Here is a 17108-nt window from a genome sequence, read left to right on the forward strand (position 1 = left end):
TCAGGAACAAGCCGGGCCTGACGTTATCCGAACGGCTGGCAAAGGTCTGGCTGCCGGATCAAGTCCGGCATGACAGTCCCACCCGCCGCCGCTTCAGCTCCTGACCCGCTCCCAGAACAGCCGTGTGGCATGCAGCCCGGCCGGGGTCCAGTGCTGGGCCGGCGACATGGCCTGCACCAGCAACTGCATCTGCCGCTCGTCCGCCAGCCGCGGCAGCTGCTCGCACAGCGCCTGCAGGTCGGGATCGAGCATCCCGGCGTCGTCGCCCGCCGCCACCGGCGCGGCCTGGCCGCGCGCGGCGGCCAGTTTGGCCTGGGCGCGGAAGGTGGGCCGGCGGCTGCGCCCGGCCGGTGCTTCATGCTCGGCAAAGGGCTGGCCGTCGCTGGCGGCATCGCCGCGGATCCAGTCGTGGATCACCTGCAGCTCGTAGCTGCTGAAGACGCCGAACATCTCGGCCCGCTCGCCCTGCAGCAGGCCCCAGAAGCGGCTCTGCTCCACCGGCGCGCCCAGCTTGATCCAGCCGGCCTGCTGCAGCGCCGCCAGGAAGGCCGGCACCTGCTGCGGCTGCGACAGCCAGTCGTTGACCTTGCGCCCGGCCACCTGGCAGTAGTCCGAATGGGCGCCGCGGCCCGCGCCGCTCTTGTTGGCCAGGATGCGCACCACCTCGGCCTCGATGTCGAAGCCCGCGATGACGGCGCCGGTGCCGGCGCCGGCATCCGCCAGCCGGGCGCCGGCGCGGATGCGGCGCCAGTAGTCCGAAGCGTCGCCGATGCGCGGCAGCGTCTCCAGCACCGCCTTGCAGGCGCGCATCGCGTGCCCGCTGTCGCAGTTGTCGACCGTCACGTGCAGGGTGAAGTAATACGGGTCCAGCCCCAGCTCGTTGAGCTCGTAGGCGCTGATCAACAGGTGCAGCGGCAGCTGCTCGTAGCCGAGGTTGAAGCCGATCACCTCGGGCAGGAAGTCCTCGGCGTTGCAGGCCAGCGCAAGCTGCACCAGGCCCTGCACGTGCAGCTCGTCGCTCAAATCGTCCAGCGGATCGAGGCCGTAGCGCACCAGCAGCTTGCGATAGAGCAGCACGTGGTTCTTGTCGGCCGCGCCCTCGCCCAGTTCCTCCACATAGGTGCGCACCAGGTCGTCGAAGCGGCCGTTGCGCCAGTGCGGCAGCAGGCCGTACAGCCAGGCGCCGTCGACCAGCTTGGTCGGCGCCACCGAGCGCAGGAAGTGCAGCGCGTGGGCGCGGTTGCCGAAGTAGCGGCGCGGCGCACCGCCGGCGCGCTGCTCCAGGTAGATGCTGTAGTTGGCGGCCACGGCTTGCGCATTGGCCTGCATCCACGCCGTCAGGTCCTGCGGCGACTCGGGGAGTGCGTCCGGCGTGCCGGCCGCGGCCAGCTGCTCGCGCAGGAACTGCGCCGCTTCGGCGCGGCCGGCGTCGTCCCAATCGCCCTCGGCCAGCCGCCGGTACAGGGCGCGGATGCGCCCCTCGCCAGCGCTGCGCGACAGGTTGCGGCCGGCCTCGGCGTCGGTCGGCAGGATGGCGGTCCGCGGCGCGGACCATTCGTGTTCGGCGATGTACATCGGTTCGCTTGGGTCCTTCTGGTAGAGACCCACTGTGGCGTGCATTGGCGCACGCAGCTAGCGCCCGCTGCCCCCTTTGCCCGTGGGAGCCTTCCTACGGTGCTGTCAGCCCAGCCAGCCGAGCTGCTGCAGGCGCGCCAGGTCGTGCGTGCGCACGCGTTCGCCGATGTCGGTGCGGTAGCGCAGGTTGGGCACCACCACCTGCCGGGCCGCGCGGTACGCCGCGTCGCAGGCCTGCTGCACGGTCTGGCCGGCGCCGGTGGCCACACCCACATAGCCGGTGCAACCGCTGGTGACAAGCTGGCCGCGCACCCGTGCGACCTCGGCGAAATGCAGCGCGTCGCGCTCGGCCTCGCCGGCGCCGGGCCGCAGGCAGATCGGCTCGCCCTTGGACAGCTCCTCGTAGCCGTGCCGGTAGGGAAAGGGCGGCACCGTCAGCACGACGCCGCAGGAAAAGCCGTCGCGGGTCGCCAGCTGCAGGCCGTCGCGCCGCAGCATGCGGGCGAAGATGTGCTCCCACGGCTCCAGGTGCAGGGCCTCGCAGATGGCAAAGCCCGGATAGCCGAAGCGGCTGGTGAACTCCAGCGGCCACAGGCCCACGTCGTTGGCGATCAGGTTGACGTTGATGTAGCCGCAGTAGCCGCCGCCGGCCAGCAGCGGCGCCAGCGGCGCCAGCACGGCGTCGAACAGCCGCGCCCAGCCGCGGTAGCTCACGATGGTGCCCATCTCGCCGGTCAGCTCGCCGAGCTCGCCGGCGAAGAAGCGCTTGTGCTCGAAGTCGATGCAGGCCGGCTGCAGGAACTGCGCGCCGTTGAAATAGGCGCCGACGCCGACCTCCACGCCCTGCACGTGCTCCATCAGCACGAAGTCGGGCGCGGCGGCGCCGGCCGGCGGATGGTCGCGGTACATCTGCAGCAGCGCCAGCATGTCGGCGCTGTCCTCCAGCTCGCCGACGTAGTTGCGGGTCCGCGGGCTGTCCGCGCCGTTGAACTTGAGCACGAAGCGCCCGCCGTTGGCGCGCAGGAAGTCGATGGCGGCGTCGTAGCCGTTGAAGTGGTGGCTGGCCGCCGTGTGCAGGCCGATGCTGCGCAGCACCTGCTGGCCGTAGTCGCGGTCGGCTTCCAGCCGGTCGCCCAGTGCGCTGCCGCCGACAACCTGGAAGCCCTCGCGCCGCAAGGCGTCCTGCTGCTCGCCCATCGACGCCGATTCGAACAGCGCCACGCCGGCGTCGCCGGCCTGGCGCAGCCAGCCCAGTTCGGCCCGCCAGTCGGCCGTGAAGTCCAGCATGCCGGCATAGACGTCGCGGCTGGCCTCGTCGGCGACGGACACCCTGACCTCGTGCCCGCGTTGCGCCAGGCCGTGGTACATCGCCGCCAGGTCGTTGCTGTCGCCGACGCCCAGGAACCTCACGCCGGCGGCCTCCGCGCCACCAGCGCCACGGCGGCGATCCGTTCGGCCTGGCGGTAGGCCGGCGCATCCAGTTCCTCGCCGAACACATCGGGGTCCAGCTCCCAGTAGCGCCACTCGCAGCCGGCCGCCTGCACCAGCGGCATCAGCGCCTCGGCCAGCGGGTCGCGCCCGTCCACGATCGCCGCGCCGGTGTACAGCAGCAGCCGGCCGCCGGGCGCCAGCCGCGGCAGGCCTTCGGCCACGATGCGCTCGGACAGCCCGCCCCCCAGCGGCCCGCCGCCGTGGCGGTAGGTGCGCGCCGACGCATCCACCAGGTAGGGCGGATTGGCGACGATCAGGTCGAACCGGCCCGGCGCCTGCGCATAGAGGTCCGATTGCACGAAGCCCACCCGCTCCAGGCCTGCCAGCGCCGCATTGGCGCGCGCATGCAGCAGCGCCTGCGGATTGATGTCGGCCAGCAGCAGCTCCGGTCGCGCCGCGGCGCCGGCCAGCGCAGCCACCATGCCGCCGGGCCCGGCGCCGCAGCCGACGTCCAGGATCGTGGCGCCGGCCGGCAGCGGCTCGCGCTGCAACTGCGCGTCGATCAGGGCCGCGAAGCGGTAGGTGTCGGGCCCGAAGAACACCGCATCGGCGTCGGAGGTCGGATAGGCCGAATGGGCGTACAGCCGGTCGCCGAGCGTCGAGAAGCGCACCCGGCTGCGCAGCAAGCCGTCCTGGCGCTGCAGCAGGCCGCCCGCGTCCAGCCAGCCCAGCACCTGCGCAGGCAGCAGCCCGGGCTGGAACGGCCGGCTCCAGCCGAACACGTCCCTCGGATCGCGCCCCAGTTGCGCGTCGGGACGTGCATTGACGCGCGCATGGGTGGCGGGCGTCGGCGTGATGAAACGGTAGCCCGATTGCTGCAGCCAGCGGCCGACCAGGACCAGGGACTCTCCCAGCGCATTGACAGTCATAGATGGCCGATATTCGCCGCATCCGCCGCCGCGGCGTGTAGGCCGCTGCCTCATCCTTGCTGGACGCGGCAGTCACGGTTTCGTCCGACAGCCGCGCGGCCGGCGAGCCCCTATGCTCGAACCGATGAACAACGAGGGAGTGGTCGCGACCCGCGGCCTGTCGGTGGCGTGGGCCAGGCACGGCGATGAAGTCAGACAGGCGCAGCGCCTGCGCCACGCCGTGTTCGCCGGGGAACTGGGGGCGCGGCTGCAGACCGCGCTGCCGGGCCACGACGTCGACCGCTACGACGATTTCTGCGAGCACCTGCTGGTGCGCGACGAGGAAACCGGCGAAGTGATCGGCACCTACCGCGCCCTGACGCCGTCGCAGGCCCGGCGCGCCGGCTCCACCTACGCCGACAGCGAGTTCGACCTGGCGCCGCTGGCGCCGCTGCGTTCCCGCATGCTGGAGCTGGGACGCAGCTGCGTGCATCCGCAGCACCGGCGCGGCGCCGTCATCCTGGCGCTGTGGGGCGCGCTGGCGCAATTCATGGCGCACAACAAACTGGACACGATGATCGGCTGTGCCAGCATCCCGCTCAGCCCCGGCGGCACGGCCGCCGCCGGTGTCTGGAACCGGCTGCGCCGCACCCACATGGCGGCGTCGCCGCTGCGCATCGCGCCGCGCCGGCCGCTGCCGCTGCCGGCCGAGCGCGACCTGCAGCACCTGGATGCCGAACCGCCGCCGCTGATCCAGGGCTACCTGCGCCTGGGCGCGCGGGTGCTCGGCCCGCCGGCCTGGGACCCGCACTTCAACAGCGCCGACCTGCCGCTGCTGGTGCGGCTGGCCGACCTGCCCCCGCGCTACCGCCGTGGCCTCGCCGCTGCCTGAGCGCGGCGCCGGCGGCGCCCGCAGCACGCTGGAGCGCATGCCCAAGTGGCTGATCTGCGTGCCGCTGGTGCTGCAGTGGCTGTGGCTGGCGCTGCGCCACGGCAGCCTGACGCTGCCCTCGGCGGCCAACCCCGCGATCACCTCCGGCGGCCTGGTGGGCGAAACCAAGCTCGAATACTTCCGCAGCATGGGCGCGCTCGCCATGTCGGCCACGGCCCGCCACTGCGCCCTGCCCGCGCAGGCACGCGGCTCGCTCGCGACGGTGCGCGCGGCGCTGGCGCAGGAAGGCATCGGCTATCCGCTGATCGCCAAGCCGGACCTGGGCATGTGCGGCTTCGGCGTGCGGCGCATCGACAGCGAGCCGGAGCTGGCCCGCTACATCGCCGACTTTCCGGCGGAGCAGGCGATCGTGCTGCAGGAATACCTCGCCGAGGAAGGCGAGGCCGGCATCTTCTATGCCCGCGATCCGGGCGCCGCCCAGGGCCGCATCATCGGCCTGGCGCTGCGCTACTTTCCGCAGGTCACGGGCGACGGCATTTCCTCGATCGACGCGCTGATCGCGGCCGATCCGCGCGCCGGCCGGGTGCGCCACGCGGGCCACAGCCTGGCGCTGGACGGCGCGCGGGTGCCGGCGGCCGGCGAGCGGGTGCGGCTGGCCACCATCGGTTCCACCCGAGTCGGCGGCCTGTACCGCGACGGCTCGGCCTGCATCACGCCGGCCCTGGCCACGCGCATCGACGGCATCGCGCGCGACATGGCGCAGTTCCACTTCGGCCGCTTCGACGTGCGCTTCGACGGCCTGGACGCGCTGCGCGCCGGCCGGGTGCGCATCATGGAGGTCAACGGCGCCGGCTCGGAAGCGATCGAGGCCTGGGACCCGGCCTTCGGCCTGGTGCGGGCGCTGCGCATCATCTTCGCCAAGCAGCGCACGCTGTTCCGGATCGCGGCGGCCAACCGCCGGCGCGGCCACCAGCCGATCGGCCTGTGGCAGCTGGCGCGGCTGCACTTCATGCAGCAGAAACTGCTGGACGCCTACCCTCCGTCCAACTGAGGCCACCTTTGAGCAGCAATCCCGTTTTGCGATCCCCCCTGAGGCCTGAGCTCAGCGGGTGGAGGCGCATAATCGCGGCTGTTCACCGACCTGTCCGTTGCCAACGGCGTGCTGAACAGAAGGACGCTCCGTGAACACCCAAGGCCTGACCGCCATCCTCAAGAACCAGGAATCGTCGATTCTTGGCAGCTGGGTCGACTCCCAGCTCACGCTCAGCGGCCGCCGCACCCTCGACGCCAACGAAGTCCAGGAACAGTCGCGCTCCTTCCTGTCCGGCCTGTCGATGGCGGTCAAGCACGGCTACGACGACGAACTGAGCGGCCCGCACTGGGACGACGTGCGCGCCCTGCTGTCCAACCTGTCGAAGAACCGCGCCATCGCCGGCTTCTCCTCCTCCGAAACCGCGACCTTCGTGTTCTCGCTCAAGCAGCCGCTGTTCGCGGCGCTGCGCAAGGCCTACGAGGAAGACCCCAAGGCGCTGAACGAATCCATGTGGGGCGTCTCCACCATGCTGGACAAGCTGGGCCTGGTCACCATCGAGGCCTACCAGCTGGGCCGCGAGCAGGTGATCGACCGCCAGCAGCAGGAGCTGCTGGACCTGTCCACCCCGGTGATCAAGCTGTGGGAAGGCATCGTCGCCGTGCCGCTGATCGGCACGCTGGACAGCGAACGCACCCAGGTGGTGATGGAAAGCCTGCTGGAGGCGATCGTCGAACACGAAGCGGTGGTCGCCATCATCGACATCACCGGCGTGCCGACCGTGGACACGCTGGTGGCGCAGCATCTGCTCAAGACCGTCGCCGCCGCCCGGCTGATGGGCGCCGAATGCATCATCTCCGGCATCCGCCCGCAGATCGCGCAGACCATCGTCCACCTCGGCGTGGAACTGGGCGACGTCACGACCAAGTCGAACCTGGCCGACGCGCTGCGGGTGGCCCTGAAGAAGAGCAACCTGTCGATCGTCAGGCTGCCGGCCCCCGCCGCCATGGGCAGCTGACCTTGGAACAGATCCCGATCCTCCAGCTGGGCCACTTCCTGCTGGTCACCATCCAGGTGGAGCTGCACGACGAGCTGGCGATGACGCTGCAGGACGACCTGACCACCAAGCTGGCCAAGACCGGCGCCCGCGGGGTGCTGATCGACATCTCGGCGCTGGAGATCGTCGACTCCTTCATCGGCCGCGCGCTGGCGCAGATCGCCGGCATCTCGCGCGTGATGGACGCCACCACGGTGCTGACCGGCATGCGCCCCGCCGTCGCCATCACGCTGGTGGAGCTGGGCGTGACGCTGGCCGGCATCAAGACCGCGCTGAACGTGGACAAGGGAATGCGGCTGCTGCGCGAGTCTCTGGACGAGCCAGGAGAAGCTCCATCAGCGGCCTGAAAACGGCCGGCGTGCCGATCCGCACGCTGGAGCAGCTGCATGCGGCGCGCCGGCTGGTGCTGGAATGGGCCACGCGGCTGGACTTCAGCTCGCTGGAGCGGACCAAGCTGGTCACCGCCGCCAGCGAACTGGGGCGCAACATGCTGGTGCACGGCAAGGGCGGCACCATGACCATCGGCGAGCTGCGCCAGGACATGCGCGCCGGCCTGCAGCTGGTGTTCGAGGACACCGGCCCGGGCATCGAGGACATCGAGCTGGCCCTGACCGACGGCTACAGCTCGGCCAAGAGCCTGGGACTGGGACTGGGCGGCTCGCGCCGGCTGGTCAATGAATTCGACATCGCGTCCCAGCCCGGGCTGGGCACGCGCATCACGATCCGCCAATGGAAACGACGATAGAAGTCCACGAGGCCAGCCAGGTCGCGGAAGTGCGCCGCGTCGCGGCGGAACTGGCGCGCGCCGAACACCTGACCGAGCCGGAGAGCGGCAAGCTGGCGCTGGTGGCCACCGAGCTGTCCAGCAACCTGGTCAAGTACGGCAAGGGCGGCGCGGTCACGCTCACGCGCTATGTCGAGGGCAAGCAGCACGGCGTGCAGCTGCTGGCGGTGGACAGCGGCCCGGGCTTCGCCGATTTCGTCGCAGCCACCCGCGACGGCCACTCCACGGCCGGCAGCCTGGGCATCGGGCTGGGCGTGATCATGCGTTCGTCCACCTTCTTCGACGTCTACAGCGTGTCCGGCCAGGGCACCGCGATGGTGGCGCGGGTGGCCCATGCGGCGCCGCGCAAACCGGTGGCGGCGCTCGCCCCCTTCGAATTCGCGGTTCGCTCAACGCCCAAGAAGGGGCAGGTCGAATGCGGGGACGCCTGGAGCGTGCGCGACTTCGGCAACCGCCAGCTGCTGTGCATCGTCGACGGCCTGGGCCACGGCCCGCTGGCGGCGCGCGCCTCGGCCCGGGCGATCTCGGTGTTCGAGGCGGCGGGGCCGGCCGACACGCCGGCCGGGATCATGGCCAAGGCCCACGAAGAGCTCAAGGAGACCCGCGGCGCGGTGATGGGCATCCTGGCGCTGGACCGGCAGGCCAACACCGCCGACTACTGCGGCATCGGCAACATCGCCGCCGCCGTCCACCTCGGGACCGAGTCCAGGCACCTGCTGTCGATCGAGGGCACCGTCGGCTACCGCATGCGCGCCACCCGCACCCACACCGTGCCGTGGGAGCCGACCGCGGTGGCCGTGCTCTACACCGACGGCCTGTCGGGCCGCTGGGGCCCGGCCCGCTATCCGGGGCTGCTGTCGCGCCACCCCAGCCTGATCGCCTCGGTCCTGTTCCGCGACCATGCCCGCGACACCGACGACGCCACCATCCTGGTGGCCAGGAGAAGCTGATGCGCCATCGCCTCGTCACAGTCAAGATCGGACCGCACAGCCTGACGCTGGCGCGCGAGCGCGCCCGCCAGGTCGGCGAGCTGTTCGGGCTGGAAACCCTGCAGCGCACCCGGCTGGTCACGGCCGTCTCCGAGATCGCCCGCAACACCGCGCAGTACGCCGGCGAAGGCGCGCTGACCTTCCTGTTCGACACCCAGTCGCTGCACTGCGCCGGGCAGGCGCTGGTGGCCGAGATCACCGACAAGGGCCCGGGCATCCACAACCTGCAGCTGGTGTCGCAGGGGCTGCACCGGCGCGACAAGGCCGTCAACGGCGTCACCGGCATCGTCGGCGCCCGCCGGCTGGTCGACCACATGGTGCTGCGCACGCCGGACGGCGGCGGCACCGTCGTCACCATGGAGATGGCGCTGCCGCGCAGCGCCAGGCTGCTGTCGGTGCAGGACGTCAACGCCCGGGTGGAGGAGCTGGTCACGCGCAAGCCGCGCAGCGCGATGGAAGAACTGGAGCAGCAGAACCGAGAGATGATGGAGGCGCTGGAGGAAACGCGCCGCCGGCAACTGGTGCTGGAGCAGGCCGACCTGCGCAAGAACGAGTTCCTCGCGATCCTGGCGCACGAGCTGCGCAACCCGCTGGCCACGCTCAACATGACGCTGGCCATCCTGCGCCGCAAGGCCAACATCTCGCCGGAGGAGCTGGTGCAGCGCAGCGACGTGATGGCGCGCCAGATCACCCACCTGGTGCGGCTGGTGGACGACCTCACCGACGTCACCCGGGTCGACAAGGGCAAGGTGGAACTGCAGGCCTCGCCGGTGGAGCTGAACTCGCTGGTCAAGGACGCGCTGGAGATGACGGCCGCCGCGATCCAGGCCCGGCATCACGCCGTCGCCTTCACGCCGACCCAGGAAGACCTGTGGGTGCACGGCGACTCCTCGCGGCTGCTGCAGGTGGTGGGCAACGTGCTGCAGAACGCCGCCAAGTACACGCCGGACGAAGGGCGCATCGAGGTGCAGCTGCGCACCATCGGCACCAAGGCCCTGATCGCGGTCAGGGACAACGGCGCCGGCATCGACGCCGAGATGCTGCCGCAGGTGTTCGGCATGTTCGTGCAGGCGCGCAGCCGCTCGTCCGACGACCAGGCCGGCCTGGGCGTCGGCCTCACCCTGGCGGACCGGCTGGTGCGCGACCACGGCGGCTCGATCTCGGTCACCAGCGAAGGCCTGGGCCGGGGCAGCGAGTTCACCATCACCCTGCCATTGCTGCAGAAGGCCGGCCAGGCCATGGCCTGAGCCGGGGCGGGCCGCGGCAACGCGCCCGCTCAATCGCGCAGCGGGCCGCGGCCGCCTTCGCGCCACCTTTCCAGCGCCACACTGAACAGGTCGTCCGCCAGGGCGCGCTTGCGCTTGGCGGCGTCGATCAGTTGCGCCGTGGGCGGCTCCCCGTGGCCGCCGAGGTACAGCATGTAGGCGTGCGTCACCGCGCGTTCCGCGGCCGAAGCGGCGCGGGCAGCGACTCTCCATTCGTTGAAAAACAGCACGGGGCGGCTCCGGTCGTTCCGGGCATTACACACTGCCCGGCCGGCCGGCACAAACGCCGCGCCGGCGCTCAGTCGCGGGTCGGCGGGCGCCCGCGGTGGTCGCCCCAGTCGCGGCAGGCCACGTTGAACAGGTCGTCGGCCAGTTCCCGGCTGCGCTTGGCCAGCTCCACCTGCTCCTCCGATGGCGCCGGTCCCTTGCCGTTGAAGAACAGCATGAAGGCTTCGGAGACCGCGCGCTCGGCGGCCGAGGCGGCGCGGGCGGCGACTCTCCATTCGTTGAAAAACAGCACGGCTGCCCCTGGTACCGCCTCGCTGGCAGCGAGGCACTGCCCCATTAGATACCGCTTTTGCCTGCGCGAGCGGCGGCCGACCTGGTTTCGGCGCGGCAGAGGGCCGCCGGCCGGCCTCAGCTGCCGCTGTCCTCCTGCAGGTAGCGGCAGGCCGCCACGGCCGCGGCGGCGCCCTCGCCCGCCGCGCTGGCCAGCAGCCACGCGGCGCCGGCGCGGATGTCGCCGGCCGCGAAGATACCGGGCACCGAGCTGCCGAAGTGCGCATCGGTCAGGATGCGGCCGGCGGCGTCGAGCCTGAGCGTGTCCGCCAGGAATGCGCTGGCCGGCTGCAGGCCGGCATAGACGAACACGCCCCGGGCCGGCAGCTCGCGCACGGTGCCGTCGTCCTGGCGGATCCGCAAGCCGGTGACGCCGTCCTGCGCGGTGATGGCCGTCACTTCCGAGTCCGCCACCAGCTGCACCTGCGGCAGGCCGGCGATGGCGTCGACCAGCAGCTTCTGCGCATGGGGCCGCCGTCCGCTGAACACCAGCGTGACCCGGCTGGCCTGGCCGGCCAGCACCGCCGCCTCGCCGAAGGCCGAATCGCCGCCGCCCACCACGCATACCGGCTGGCCGCGGAACATCGGGCCGTCGCAGGAGGCGCAGTGCGAGACGCCGCGGCCCTCCAGCTCTTCTCCCGGCACGCCCAGCTTGCGGCGGATCGAACCGGCGGCGACCAGGACCGCGCGGGCCTGGACCGACTCGCCTTCGCATTCGACGACAAATGCCGCTTGCCCCGAGCTTGCCGAAGGGCCCGACTCACCATCGTCCTGAGCTTGTCGAAGGACCGGCGCAGCCCGGACGGTGGCGACCGTGTCCAGCATGAATTGCGCCCCCGCCGCTTCCGCCTGCTCCTGCAGCAGCGGTCCCAGCTCGAAGCCGGAGATGCCGTTCGGAAAGCCCGGCATGTTGTGGATGGTCTCGACGTTCATCACCTGGCCGCCGGCGCCCATGCGCTCGATCACCAGCACGCTCAGGCCATGCTGGGCGGCGACGGTGGCGGCGGACAGGCCGGCGACGCCGGCGCCGACGATGGCGAGATCGACTTGCCGCATCAGCGCCACTCGTCCACCGACACCGTCGCCTTGTGGTGCGCGCCCATCATCTGCCAGTAGCCGTTGGCTTCGCCGCCGACCACCAGCACGTTGATGTCCTTGGCCTCGAACATGCGCACCGGCGTGTCGTCGGGCACGTTGAGGTATCTGGCCTTGGGCGACTCGCCGAAGGTGGCGCGCGTGTAGATGTAGTTCTGCACCAGCTGCAGGTCCCAGTAGCGCCCGGCCGGCATCTCGGCGGTCTCGTGCAGCCACTGGATCAGCTTGTCCTTGGTGTCGAAGCCGCCGCGCTCGACGAACTGGCGCGCGGTCAGCGGGTCCAGCAGCAGCACCGGCGCGGTGATCGCGTCGGTGCCCAGCAGCATGTCCTTGACGTGCTCGCGCCAGTGCTCCTTGCGCAGGCCCAGGCAAAACGTCGTCGAACGGCAGCCATGGAAAACCGTGACCGTGCTCGTCTCCTTGCCGAAGCCCTTCTGCACGTGCAGCGGCTCCCAGGGGCTGCGCTCCTCGTTCTCGGCGAAGGTGATGCTGTTGTAGGTGTAGTTGCTGCCGATCGAGCCCATGAAGGTCTCGCCGGGGACGGAGCCGCCCTGCAGGTTCTGCGACAGCAGACCGTAGGCGCGGCCGATGGTGGCGTTGGCATGGTTGTACGGGCCCATCGCGCCGATGCCGCAGTTCATGCCGATCTCGGTGCGGATCGGGCCGTTGACCACCGTCATCGCGGCGGCGGAGCTGGACGTGCTGCCCCGGGCCGAGATGCCGGTGGCCGCCAGCGCCAGCAGGACCGGCAGGTACTCCGGCTTGCAGCCGGCCATCACCGCGTTGACGGCGACCTTCTCCACCGTGTATTCCCACAGCCCGCGGTTGGGCGTGGGCTGCATGCGGCCAACCACCTCGTCGGGCTTGCGGCTGGTGGCGCGCAGCATGGCGGCGACCCGTGCTTCCGTCGGCAGCACGATGGGCAGGTGGTCGGTCCAGAGCTTCTGCTCGAACAGCGCGTGCAGTTCGTCCTCGGTGGCGGGCTCCTCCAGCCGCGGCGTGCTGCGCGCATAGGGCTCGTCGCCGGGGGCGGCGGCGGCCAGGCCCTTGGTGAGCGCATCGACGATCTCCTTCATCACCGGCTGGCCGGTGTAGGGGTCGTTGCCCTCGACATAGGCGCACAGTTCGGACGCGCTCTTGCCCATCACCGGCTGCGGCACGAACACCAGCGGCGCCATCGCCAGCCCGCCCATGCGGGTGACCGACTGCACCACCTTGACGAACTTGTCGGTGTGGATCGCCACCGTCGGCACGCCGTACTGCGTCTCCAGCGTGATCGCATGGGTGGACACGGCCGGCGCGCAGGTGCTGCAATGGCCGACGCCGATGATGGCGACGCCGCCGGCGGCCCGGATTTCGGCCCACAGGTGAGGATCGTCCTTGCCGTAGTAGCTGGCCATGGAGCGCAGCTCGGTCTTGAGTCCAGGCATCCTGGCGGCGAACCACACCTGGATCTGCTTGAGCAGTTCCACCGAATCGTCGAAGCGGCTGTCGATCAGGTAGACGGTCTTGCCGTCCAGGCTGGAGGGCCGCGGCGCCGGCTGCTTGCGGCTGACCCTGGGCGGATAGCCGACCGGGTTGTGGACCGTGAGTTGCTGGTTCTTGACGGTGGTGAGCACTTCTTTCTCCTGAGACACCGTTCGCCCCGAGCTTGTCGAAGGGCTTCGACAGGCTCGGCCCGAACGGAGGGGTTAATGCGCCGCGCGGCTGGGAGCGCCGGCGCGGGCCAGTTGCATGGCCTCGAATTCGTGGACCTTCTCCGGCCGCAGCGTGCGGTACGGCGGCGCGACCGAGCGGTCCTCGTCCACCAGCGTGATGCGGTCGATCTCGACCAGGTCCTGCTGCGTGAACCGGATCTCCAGCGCCTTGACGTTGTCGACCAGGTGCTGCGGCTTGTCGGCGCCGGCGATCACGGTGAAGGTCGCCGGCCGCGACAGCAGCCAGGCCAGCGCCATCTGCGCCAGCGTCCAGCCGCGCTGCTGCGCGAAGGCCTGCAGCTTCTCGGTCACGTCCCAGTTGCGGTCCGACTGCCAGGCGGCGGTGTTCGGGTTCCGGTCCTGGCGCGAGCCGGCGACGATGGCGCCGCGCTGGTGCACGCCGGTGAGCATGCCGGCCGCCAGCGGGAAGTAATGCGTCATGCCGATGCCGTACTTGACGCAGAAGGGCTCGAAGCGCTTCTCGATGTCGCGGTACAGCAGGCTGTAGTGGTCCTGCGCCGAAATGAACTTGCCCAGCCCGTATTTCTCGGCGGTGAAGTGCGCCTCGCACAGCTCCCAGGCAAACATGTTGGAAGCGCCGATGTAGCGCACCTTGCCGGCGGTGACGAGGTCGTCCAGCGCCCGCAGCGTCTCCTCGATCGGCGTCGCGTGGTCGGGCCAGTGCAGCTGGTACAGGTCGATGTAGTCGGTCTGCAGGCGCCGCAGGCTGTCCTCGCAGGCGCGGATGGTGGCCATGCGCGAGGCGCCGATGTCGTTCGGCCCGTCGCCGGTGCGGTTGCCGAACTTGGTGGCGATCAGCGCCTGCTGCCGCTTGCCGCCCTGCAGCGCCGTCCCCAGCGCCTCTTCCGACTTGCCGATGCCGTAGCTGTTGGCGGTGTCGAAGTAGTTGATGCCCAGGTCGAGCGCCTGGTCCACCACCGCGCAGGTGGTGGCCTGGTCGACGTAGCCGCCGAACGCAAAGCAGCCGACCCCGATCGCCGAGGCGATCAGTCCCGAGCGGCCGACGTGCCGGTACTGCATGCCGTTGGTCTGTTTCGGCGTCAGGCCGATGGCCGTGACGCGCTGCTGGATGTCTTCCATGTCAGCTGTCCATCCGGATCCCGGATTCCTTGATGACCGGCGCCCAGCGCGCGCGGTCGGCCAGCACCTTGGCCTTGAACTGCTCGGGCGTGCCGCCCACCGGCACCAGGCCCATGCGGTGCAGCGACTCCACCACCGGCGCACTGGCCAGCGCCTCGTTGACGATGGCCGCATAGTCGGCCGCGACGTTGGCGGGAATGCCCGCCTTCGCATACAGCCCGAACGACGTCACGGCGACATAGCCCGGGTAGCCGGCCTCGGCCAGCGTCGGGATGTCCGGCGCCAGCGGCGAGCGCTTGTCGCTGCAATGGGCGAGCACCCGCAGCTTGCCGGCCCGGTGCATCTCCAGGTAGTCCGGCAGGATCGAGCCGCTGCAGGGGACCTGGTTGCCCAGCAGGTCGGCCAGCAGCGGCGCGCCGCCGCGGTACGGCACGGCCTGCAGCGGCAGGTTCAGCTGCTTGCCCAGCTGGTAGATCACCAGCGCGCCCATGCTCACCGGGCTGGGCACGCCGATCGAGCCCTGCTTGGGGCTCTTGCGCACCGACTCGACATACTCGGCCATCGTGGCGACGCCCGACGCCGGATTGACGGTGAACGCGGTCGGGGCGCTGGCGCACTCCACCACCGGCTGCAGGTCCTTGTCCAGGTCGAAGGTCGGCTTGCTGGAGAACAGCGGCAGCAGCGACACCGCGGAATTGGGCGCCATCATCAGGTAGGAGCCGTCGGCTTCCTGGTTCTTCAGCGCCTGGATCGCGACCAGGCCGCCGGCGCCGGACTTGGATTCCACGATCACGGTGCGATTGAGCCGGCTGTGCAGGCGGTCGCCCAGCATGCGGGCCAGCGTGTCCGACGAGGTGCCGGGCGGCACCGTCAGGAAGATGGTGAGCATCCGGGACTGCGCCCGCACCAGCGCGGGCGCGCCGACCAGGGCCGGCGCAGCGGCCAGGGCGGCGACCAGGCGCCTTCTGCCGGGGTTGTGGTTCATGCTTTGTCTCCTGCGGGCCTGCCGCTGGTGGCGACCGCTTCGGCGCGGTTCGGTTAATGGCAACTGGAGCCGATGATTCGCTGGCGGCGCCCGGCCGTCAATTGAAAAGAACGCTCTCATTGTTAAACTGCGGTTAACACCTTGGGAGCCCGATGAACCTGCGCCAGATGGAAGTGTTCCGCGCCGTGATGCTCACCGGCGGCGTCAACAGCGCGGCCGAACTGCTGCATGTGTCGCCGCCCGCGGTCAGCAAGGTGCTGGCCCAGGCCGGCAAGGCCAGCGGGCTGGTGCTGTTCGAGCGGCTCAAGGGCCGGCTGATTCCGACCCCGGAAGCGCACCAGCTGCATGCCGAGATCGACCAGCTCTGGCGCGGCGTCGAGAAGGTGCGCGACGTGACGCGCGAGCTGTCCTCGGGCGCGCAGGCCACGCTGCGGCTGGTCTGCTCGGCCAGCCTGGCGCCCTACCTGGTCTCGCGCGCCGTGGCCCGGCTGTATGCCAGGTTCCCGCGCCTGCAGTGCCGGGTGCAGGTGGTGTCGCCGGACATCATCAACCAGACGCTGCTGGACCGCTCGACCCACCTGGGCATCGCGCTGGCGCCGCACGACAACCCCAACCTCGCGACCGTGCGCAGCTACCAGTGCGGCCTGGCCTGCGTGATGCGCAGCGACCACCGGCTGGCCAGGAAGAAGCTGGTGCGGCCGGCCGACCTGGCCGGCGAACGGGTGATCTCCGCGCCGGAAAGCGTGCCCTTCGGCCAGACCCTCGAGCGCGCCTTCGGTGCCGCCGGCGCAGCCATGCACCGCGACTTCGAGTGCATCAGTTCCACCACCGCCTGCTGGTTCGCGCAGGCCGGCGTCGGCGTCGCCGTGGTGGACGAAGCGGCGATCGCCGGCGGCCTGCTGGCCGGCCTGGAAGTGCGGCCGTTCCAGTCGGCCGAGAAGCTGCCGGTGCGCATCATCCGCAACCGCTACCGGCCGATGTCGGTGGTGGAGAAGGCCTTCGTCGAGGAGTTCGACCAGGTCTGGGCCGGGATCGGCAAGAATGGCGGCGCAGCAGCCGCATGACATCCGCCATGGACCAGACCGCCCCGCTGTTCGACAGCGAGCACGCGCCGAACGCCGGTGCGCGCGAACCGCTCGGCCGGCAGGCCTGCGTGCTGCGCGGGCTGGCCCTGCCCTGGGTCGGCGAGCTGCTGGCGGCGCTGCAGGACATCGAAGCCGCCGCGCCGTTCCGGCACATGGAGACGCCCGGCGGCTTCACCATGTCGGTGGCGCTCACCAACGCCGGCGCGCTGGGCTGGACCACGGACCGCAGCGGCTACCGGTATGCCGCGCGCGATCCGGTCAGCGGCCAACCCTGGCCCGCCATGCCCGCCAGTTTCCGGCAGCTGGCCCGCAGCGCCGCGCAGGCCGCGGGCTTTGCCGGCTTCGAGCCCGATGCCAGCCTGGTCAACCGCTATCTGCCCGGCGCCCGCCTGAGCCTGCACCAGGACAAGGACGAACGCAGCCTGGACCATCCGGTGGTCTCGCTCTCGCTCGGCATCCCGGCGCTGTTCCTGTGGGGCGGCATGAAACGCACCGACAAGCCGCTGCGCATTGCGCTGTTCCATGGCGACGTGGTGGTCTGGGGCGGGGTCGACCGCCTGCGTTACCACGGCATTGCACCGCTGAAGGAAGCGAGCCATCCGCTGCTGGGCCGGCAGCGCATCAACATTACCTGGCGCAAGGCCGGCTGACGGGGC

Annotated in this window: 18 protein-coding genes; 9 read left to right on the forward strand and 9 right to left on the reverse strand. The window is 70.8% G+C overall.

Going from position 1 to position 17108, the window contains the following annotated elements; genetic code table 11:
• Window positions 1–93: 93 nt before the first annotated feature.
• From ACFPOE_RS04620 to ACFPOE_RS04630, 3 genes are all read right to left on the reverse strand, one after another.
• Window positions 94–1575, reverse strand: coding sequence for an iron-containing redox enzyme family protein (locus ACFPOE_RS04620; RefSeq protein ID WP_376848842.1), 1482 nt, complete (start codon window positions 1573–1575; stop codon window positions 94–96).
• 105 nt (window positions 1576–1680) lie between these two features.
• Window positions 1681–2985, reverse strand: coding sequence for a phosphoribosylglycinamide synthetase C domain-containing protein (locus ACFPOE_RS04625; protein ID WP_376848843.1), 1305 nt, complete (start codon window positions 2983–2985; stop codon window positions 1681–1683).
• Window positions 2982–3935 (reverse strand): methyltransferase, encoded by a 954-nt coding sequence (locus ACFPOE_RS04630; protein ID WP_376848844.1) that lies wholly within the window; start codon window positions 3933–3935, stop codon window positions 2982–2984. The genes ACFPOE_RS04625 and ACFPOE_RS04630 overlap by 4 nt, the downstream gene beginning before the upstream one ends.
• Window positions 3936–4059: 124 nt before the next feature.
• Here ACFPOE_RS04630 and ACFPOE_RS04635 point away from each other — a divergent pair, with 124 nt between their 5' ends.
• The 7 genes from ACFPOE_RS04635 to ACFPOE_RS04665 all read left to right on the forward strand — a co-directional run bounded on the left by ACFPOE_RS04635 (window position 4060) and on the right by ACFPOE_RS04665 (window position 9913).
• Window positions 4060–4806, forward strand: a complete 747-nt coding sequence (locus ACFPOE_RS04635) for a GNAT family N-acetyltransferase (RefSeq protein WP_376848845.1) — start codon at window positions 4060–4062, stop codon at window positions 4804–4806.
• On the forward strand, window positions 4787–5857 hold the full coding sequence (locus ACFPOE_RS04640) for an ATP-grasp domain-containing protein (protein ID WP_376848846.1): 1071 nt from the start codon (window positions 4787–4789) through the stop codon (window positions 5855–5857). Before ACFPOE_RS04635 ends, ACFPOE_RS04640 begins: the two co-directional genes overlap by 20 nt.
• A gap of 130 nt (window positions 5858–5987) precedes the next feature.
• On the forward strand, window positions 5988–6854 hold the full coding sequence (locus ACFPOE_RS04645) for an STAS domain-containing protein (RefSeq protein ID WP_376848847.1): 867 nt from the start codon (window positions 5988–5990) through the stop codon (window positions 6852–6854).
• A gap of 2 nt (window positions 6855–6856) precedes the next feature.
• Entirely contained in the window at window positions 6857–7240 is a 384-nt protein-coding gene (locus tag ACFPOE_RS04650) for an STAS domain-containing protein (RefSeq protein ID WP_376848848.1), read from the forward strand.
• A gap of 11 nt (window positions 7241–7251) precedes the next feature.
• A complete protein-coding gene (locus ACFPOE_RS04655; protein ID WP_376848849.1) occupies window positions 7252–7638 on the forward strand; it encodes an anti-sigma regulatory factor in 387 nt (128 codons plus the stop codon).
• The gene (locus tag ACFPOE_RS04660) at window positions 7623–8627 is read left to right on the forward strand and encodes an ATP-binding protein (RefSeq protein ID WP_376848850.1); all 1005 of its coding nucleotides are present in this window, start codon (window positions 7623–7625) and stop codon (window positions 8625–8627) included. The genes ACFPOE_RS04655 and ACFPOE_RS04660 overlap by 16 nt, the downstream gene beginning before the upstream one ends.
• A complete protein-coding gene (locus tag ACFPOE_RS04665) occupies window positions 8627–9913 on the forward strand; it encodes an ATP-binding protein (protein WP_376848851.1) in 1287 nt (428 codons plus the stop codon). Before ACFPOE_RS04660 ends, ACFPOE_RS04665 begins: the two co-directional genes overlap by 1 nt.
• Before the next feature lie 29 nt (window positions 9914–9942).
• On the opposite strand, the gene ACFPOE_RS04670 is transcribed toward ACFPOE_RS04665, so the two are convergent.
• From ACFPOE_RS04670 to ACFPOE_RS04695, 6 genes are all read right to left on the reverse strand, one after another.
• Entirely contained in the window at window positions 9943–10161 is a 219-nt protein-coding gene (locus ACFPOE_RS04670) for a hypothetical protein (RefSeq protein ID WP_376848852.1), read from the reverse strand.
• 68 nt (window positions 10162–10229) lie between these two features.
• Window positions 10230–10451, reverse strand: a complete 222-nt coding sequence (locus ACFPOE_RS04675) for a hypothetical protein (protein WP_376848853.1) — start codon at window positions 10449–10451, stop codon at window positions 10230–10232.
• Window positions 10452–10567: 116 nt separating this feature from the next.
• A complete protein-coding gene (locus ACFPOE_RS04680; RefSeq protein WP_376848854.1) occupies window positions 10568–11545 on the reverse strand; it encodes an NAD(P)/FAD-dependent oxidoreductase in 978 nt (325 codons plus the stop codon).
• Window positions 11545–13203, reverse strand: coding sequence for a UGSC family (seleno)protein (locus ACFPOE_RS04685; RefSeq protein WP_376848855.1), 1659 nt, complete (start codon window positions 13201–13203; stop codon window positions 11545–11547). Before ACFPOE_RS04685 ends, ACFPOE_RS04680 begins: the two co-directional genes overlap by 1 nt.
• Window positions 13204–13275: 72 nt before the next feature.
• Window positions 13276–14382, reverse strand: a complete 1107-nt coding sequence (locus ACFPOE_RS04690; protein ID WP_376848856.1) for an aldo/keto reductase — start codon at window positions 14380–14382, stop codon at window positions 13276–13278.
• 1 nt (window position 14383) lies between these two features.
• The gene (locus ACFPOE_RS04695) at window positions 14384–15367 is read right to left on the reverse strand and encodes a tripartite tricarboxylate transporter substrate-binding protein (RefSeq protein WP_376848857.1); all 984 of its coding nucleotides are present in this window, start codon (window positions 15365–15367) and stop codon (window positions 14384–14386) included.
• 152 nt (window positions 15368–15519) lie between these two features.
• Here ACFPOE_RS04695 and ACFPOE_RS04700 point away from each other — a divergent pair, with 152 nt between their 5' ends.
• On the forward strand, window positions 15520–16431 hold the full coding sequence (locus ACFPOE_RS04700) for a LysR family transcriptional regulator (protein WP_376848858.1): 912 nt from the start codon (window positions 15520–15522) through the stop codon (window positions 16429–16431).
• 8 nt (window positions 16432–16439) lie between these two features.
• Entirely contained in the window at window positions 16440–17102 is a 663-nt protein-coding gene (alkB, locus tag ACFPOE_RS04705; protein ID WP_376848859.1) for a DNA oxidative demethylase AlkB, read from the forward strand.
• The last annotated feature ends 6 nt before the right edge of the window (window positions 17103–17108 follow it).

The sequence above is a fragment of the Caenimonas terrae genome, assembly GCF_042655405.1.
GTDB classification, from domain to species: domain Bacteria; phylum Pseudomonadota; class Gammaproteobacteria; order Burkholderiales; family Burkholderiaceae_C; genus Ramlibacter; species Ramlibacter terrae_A.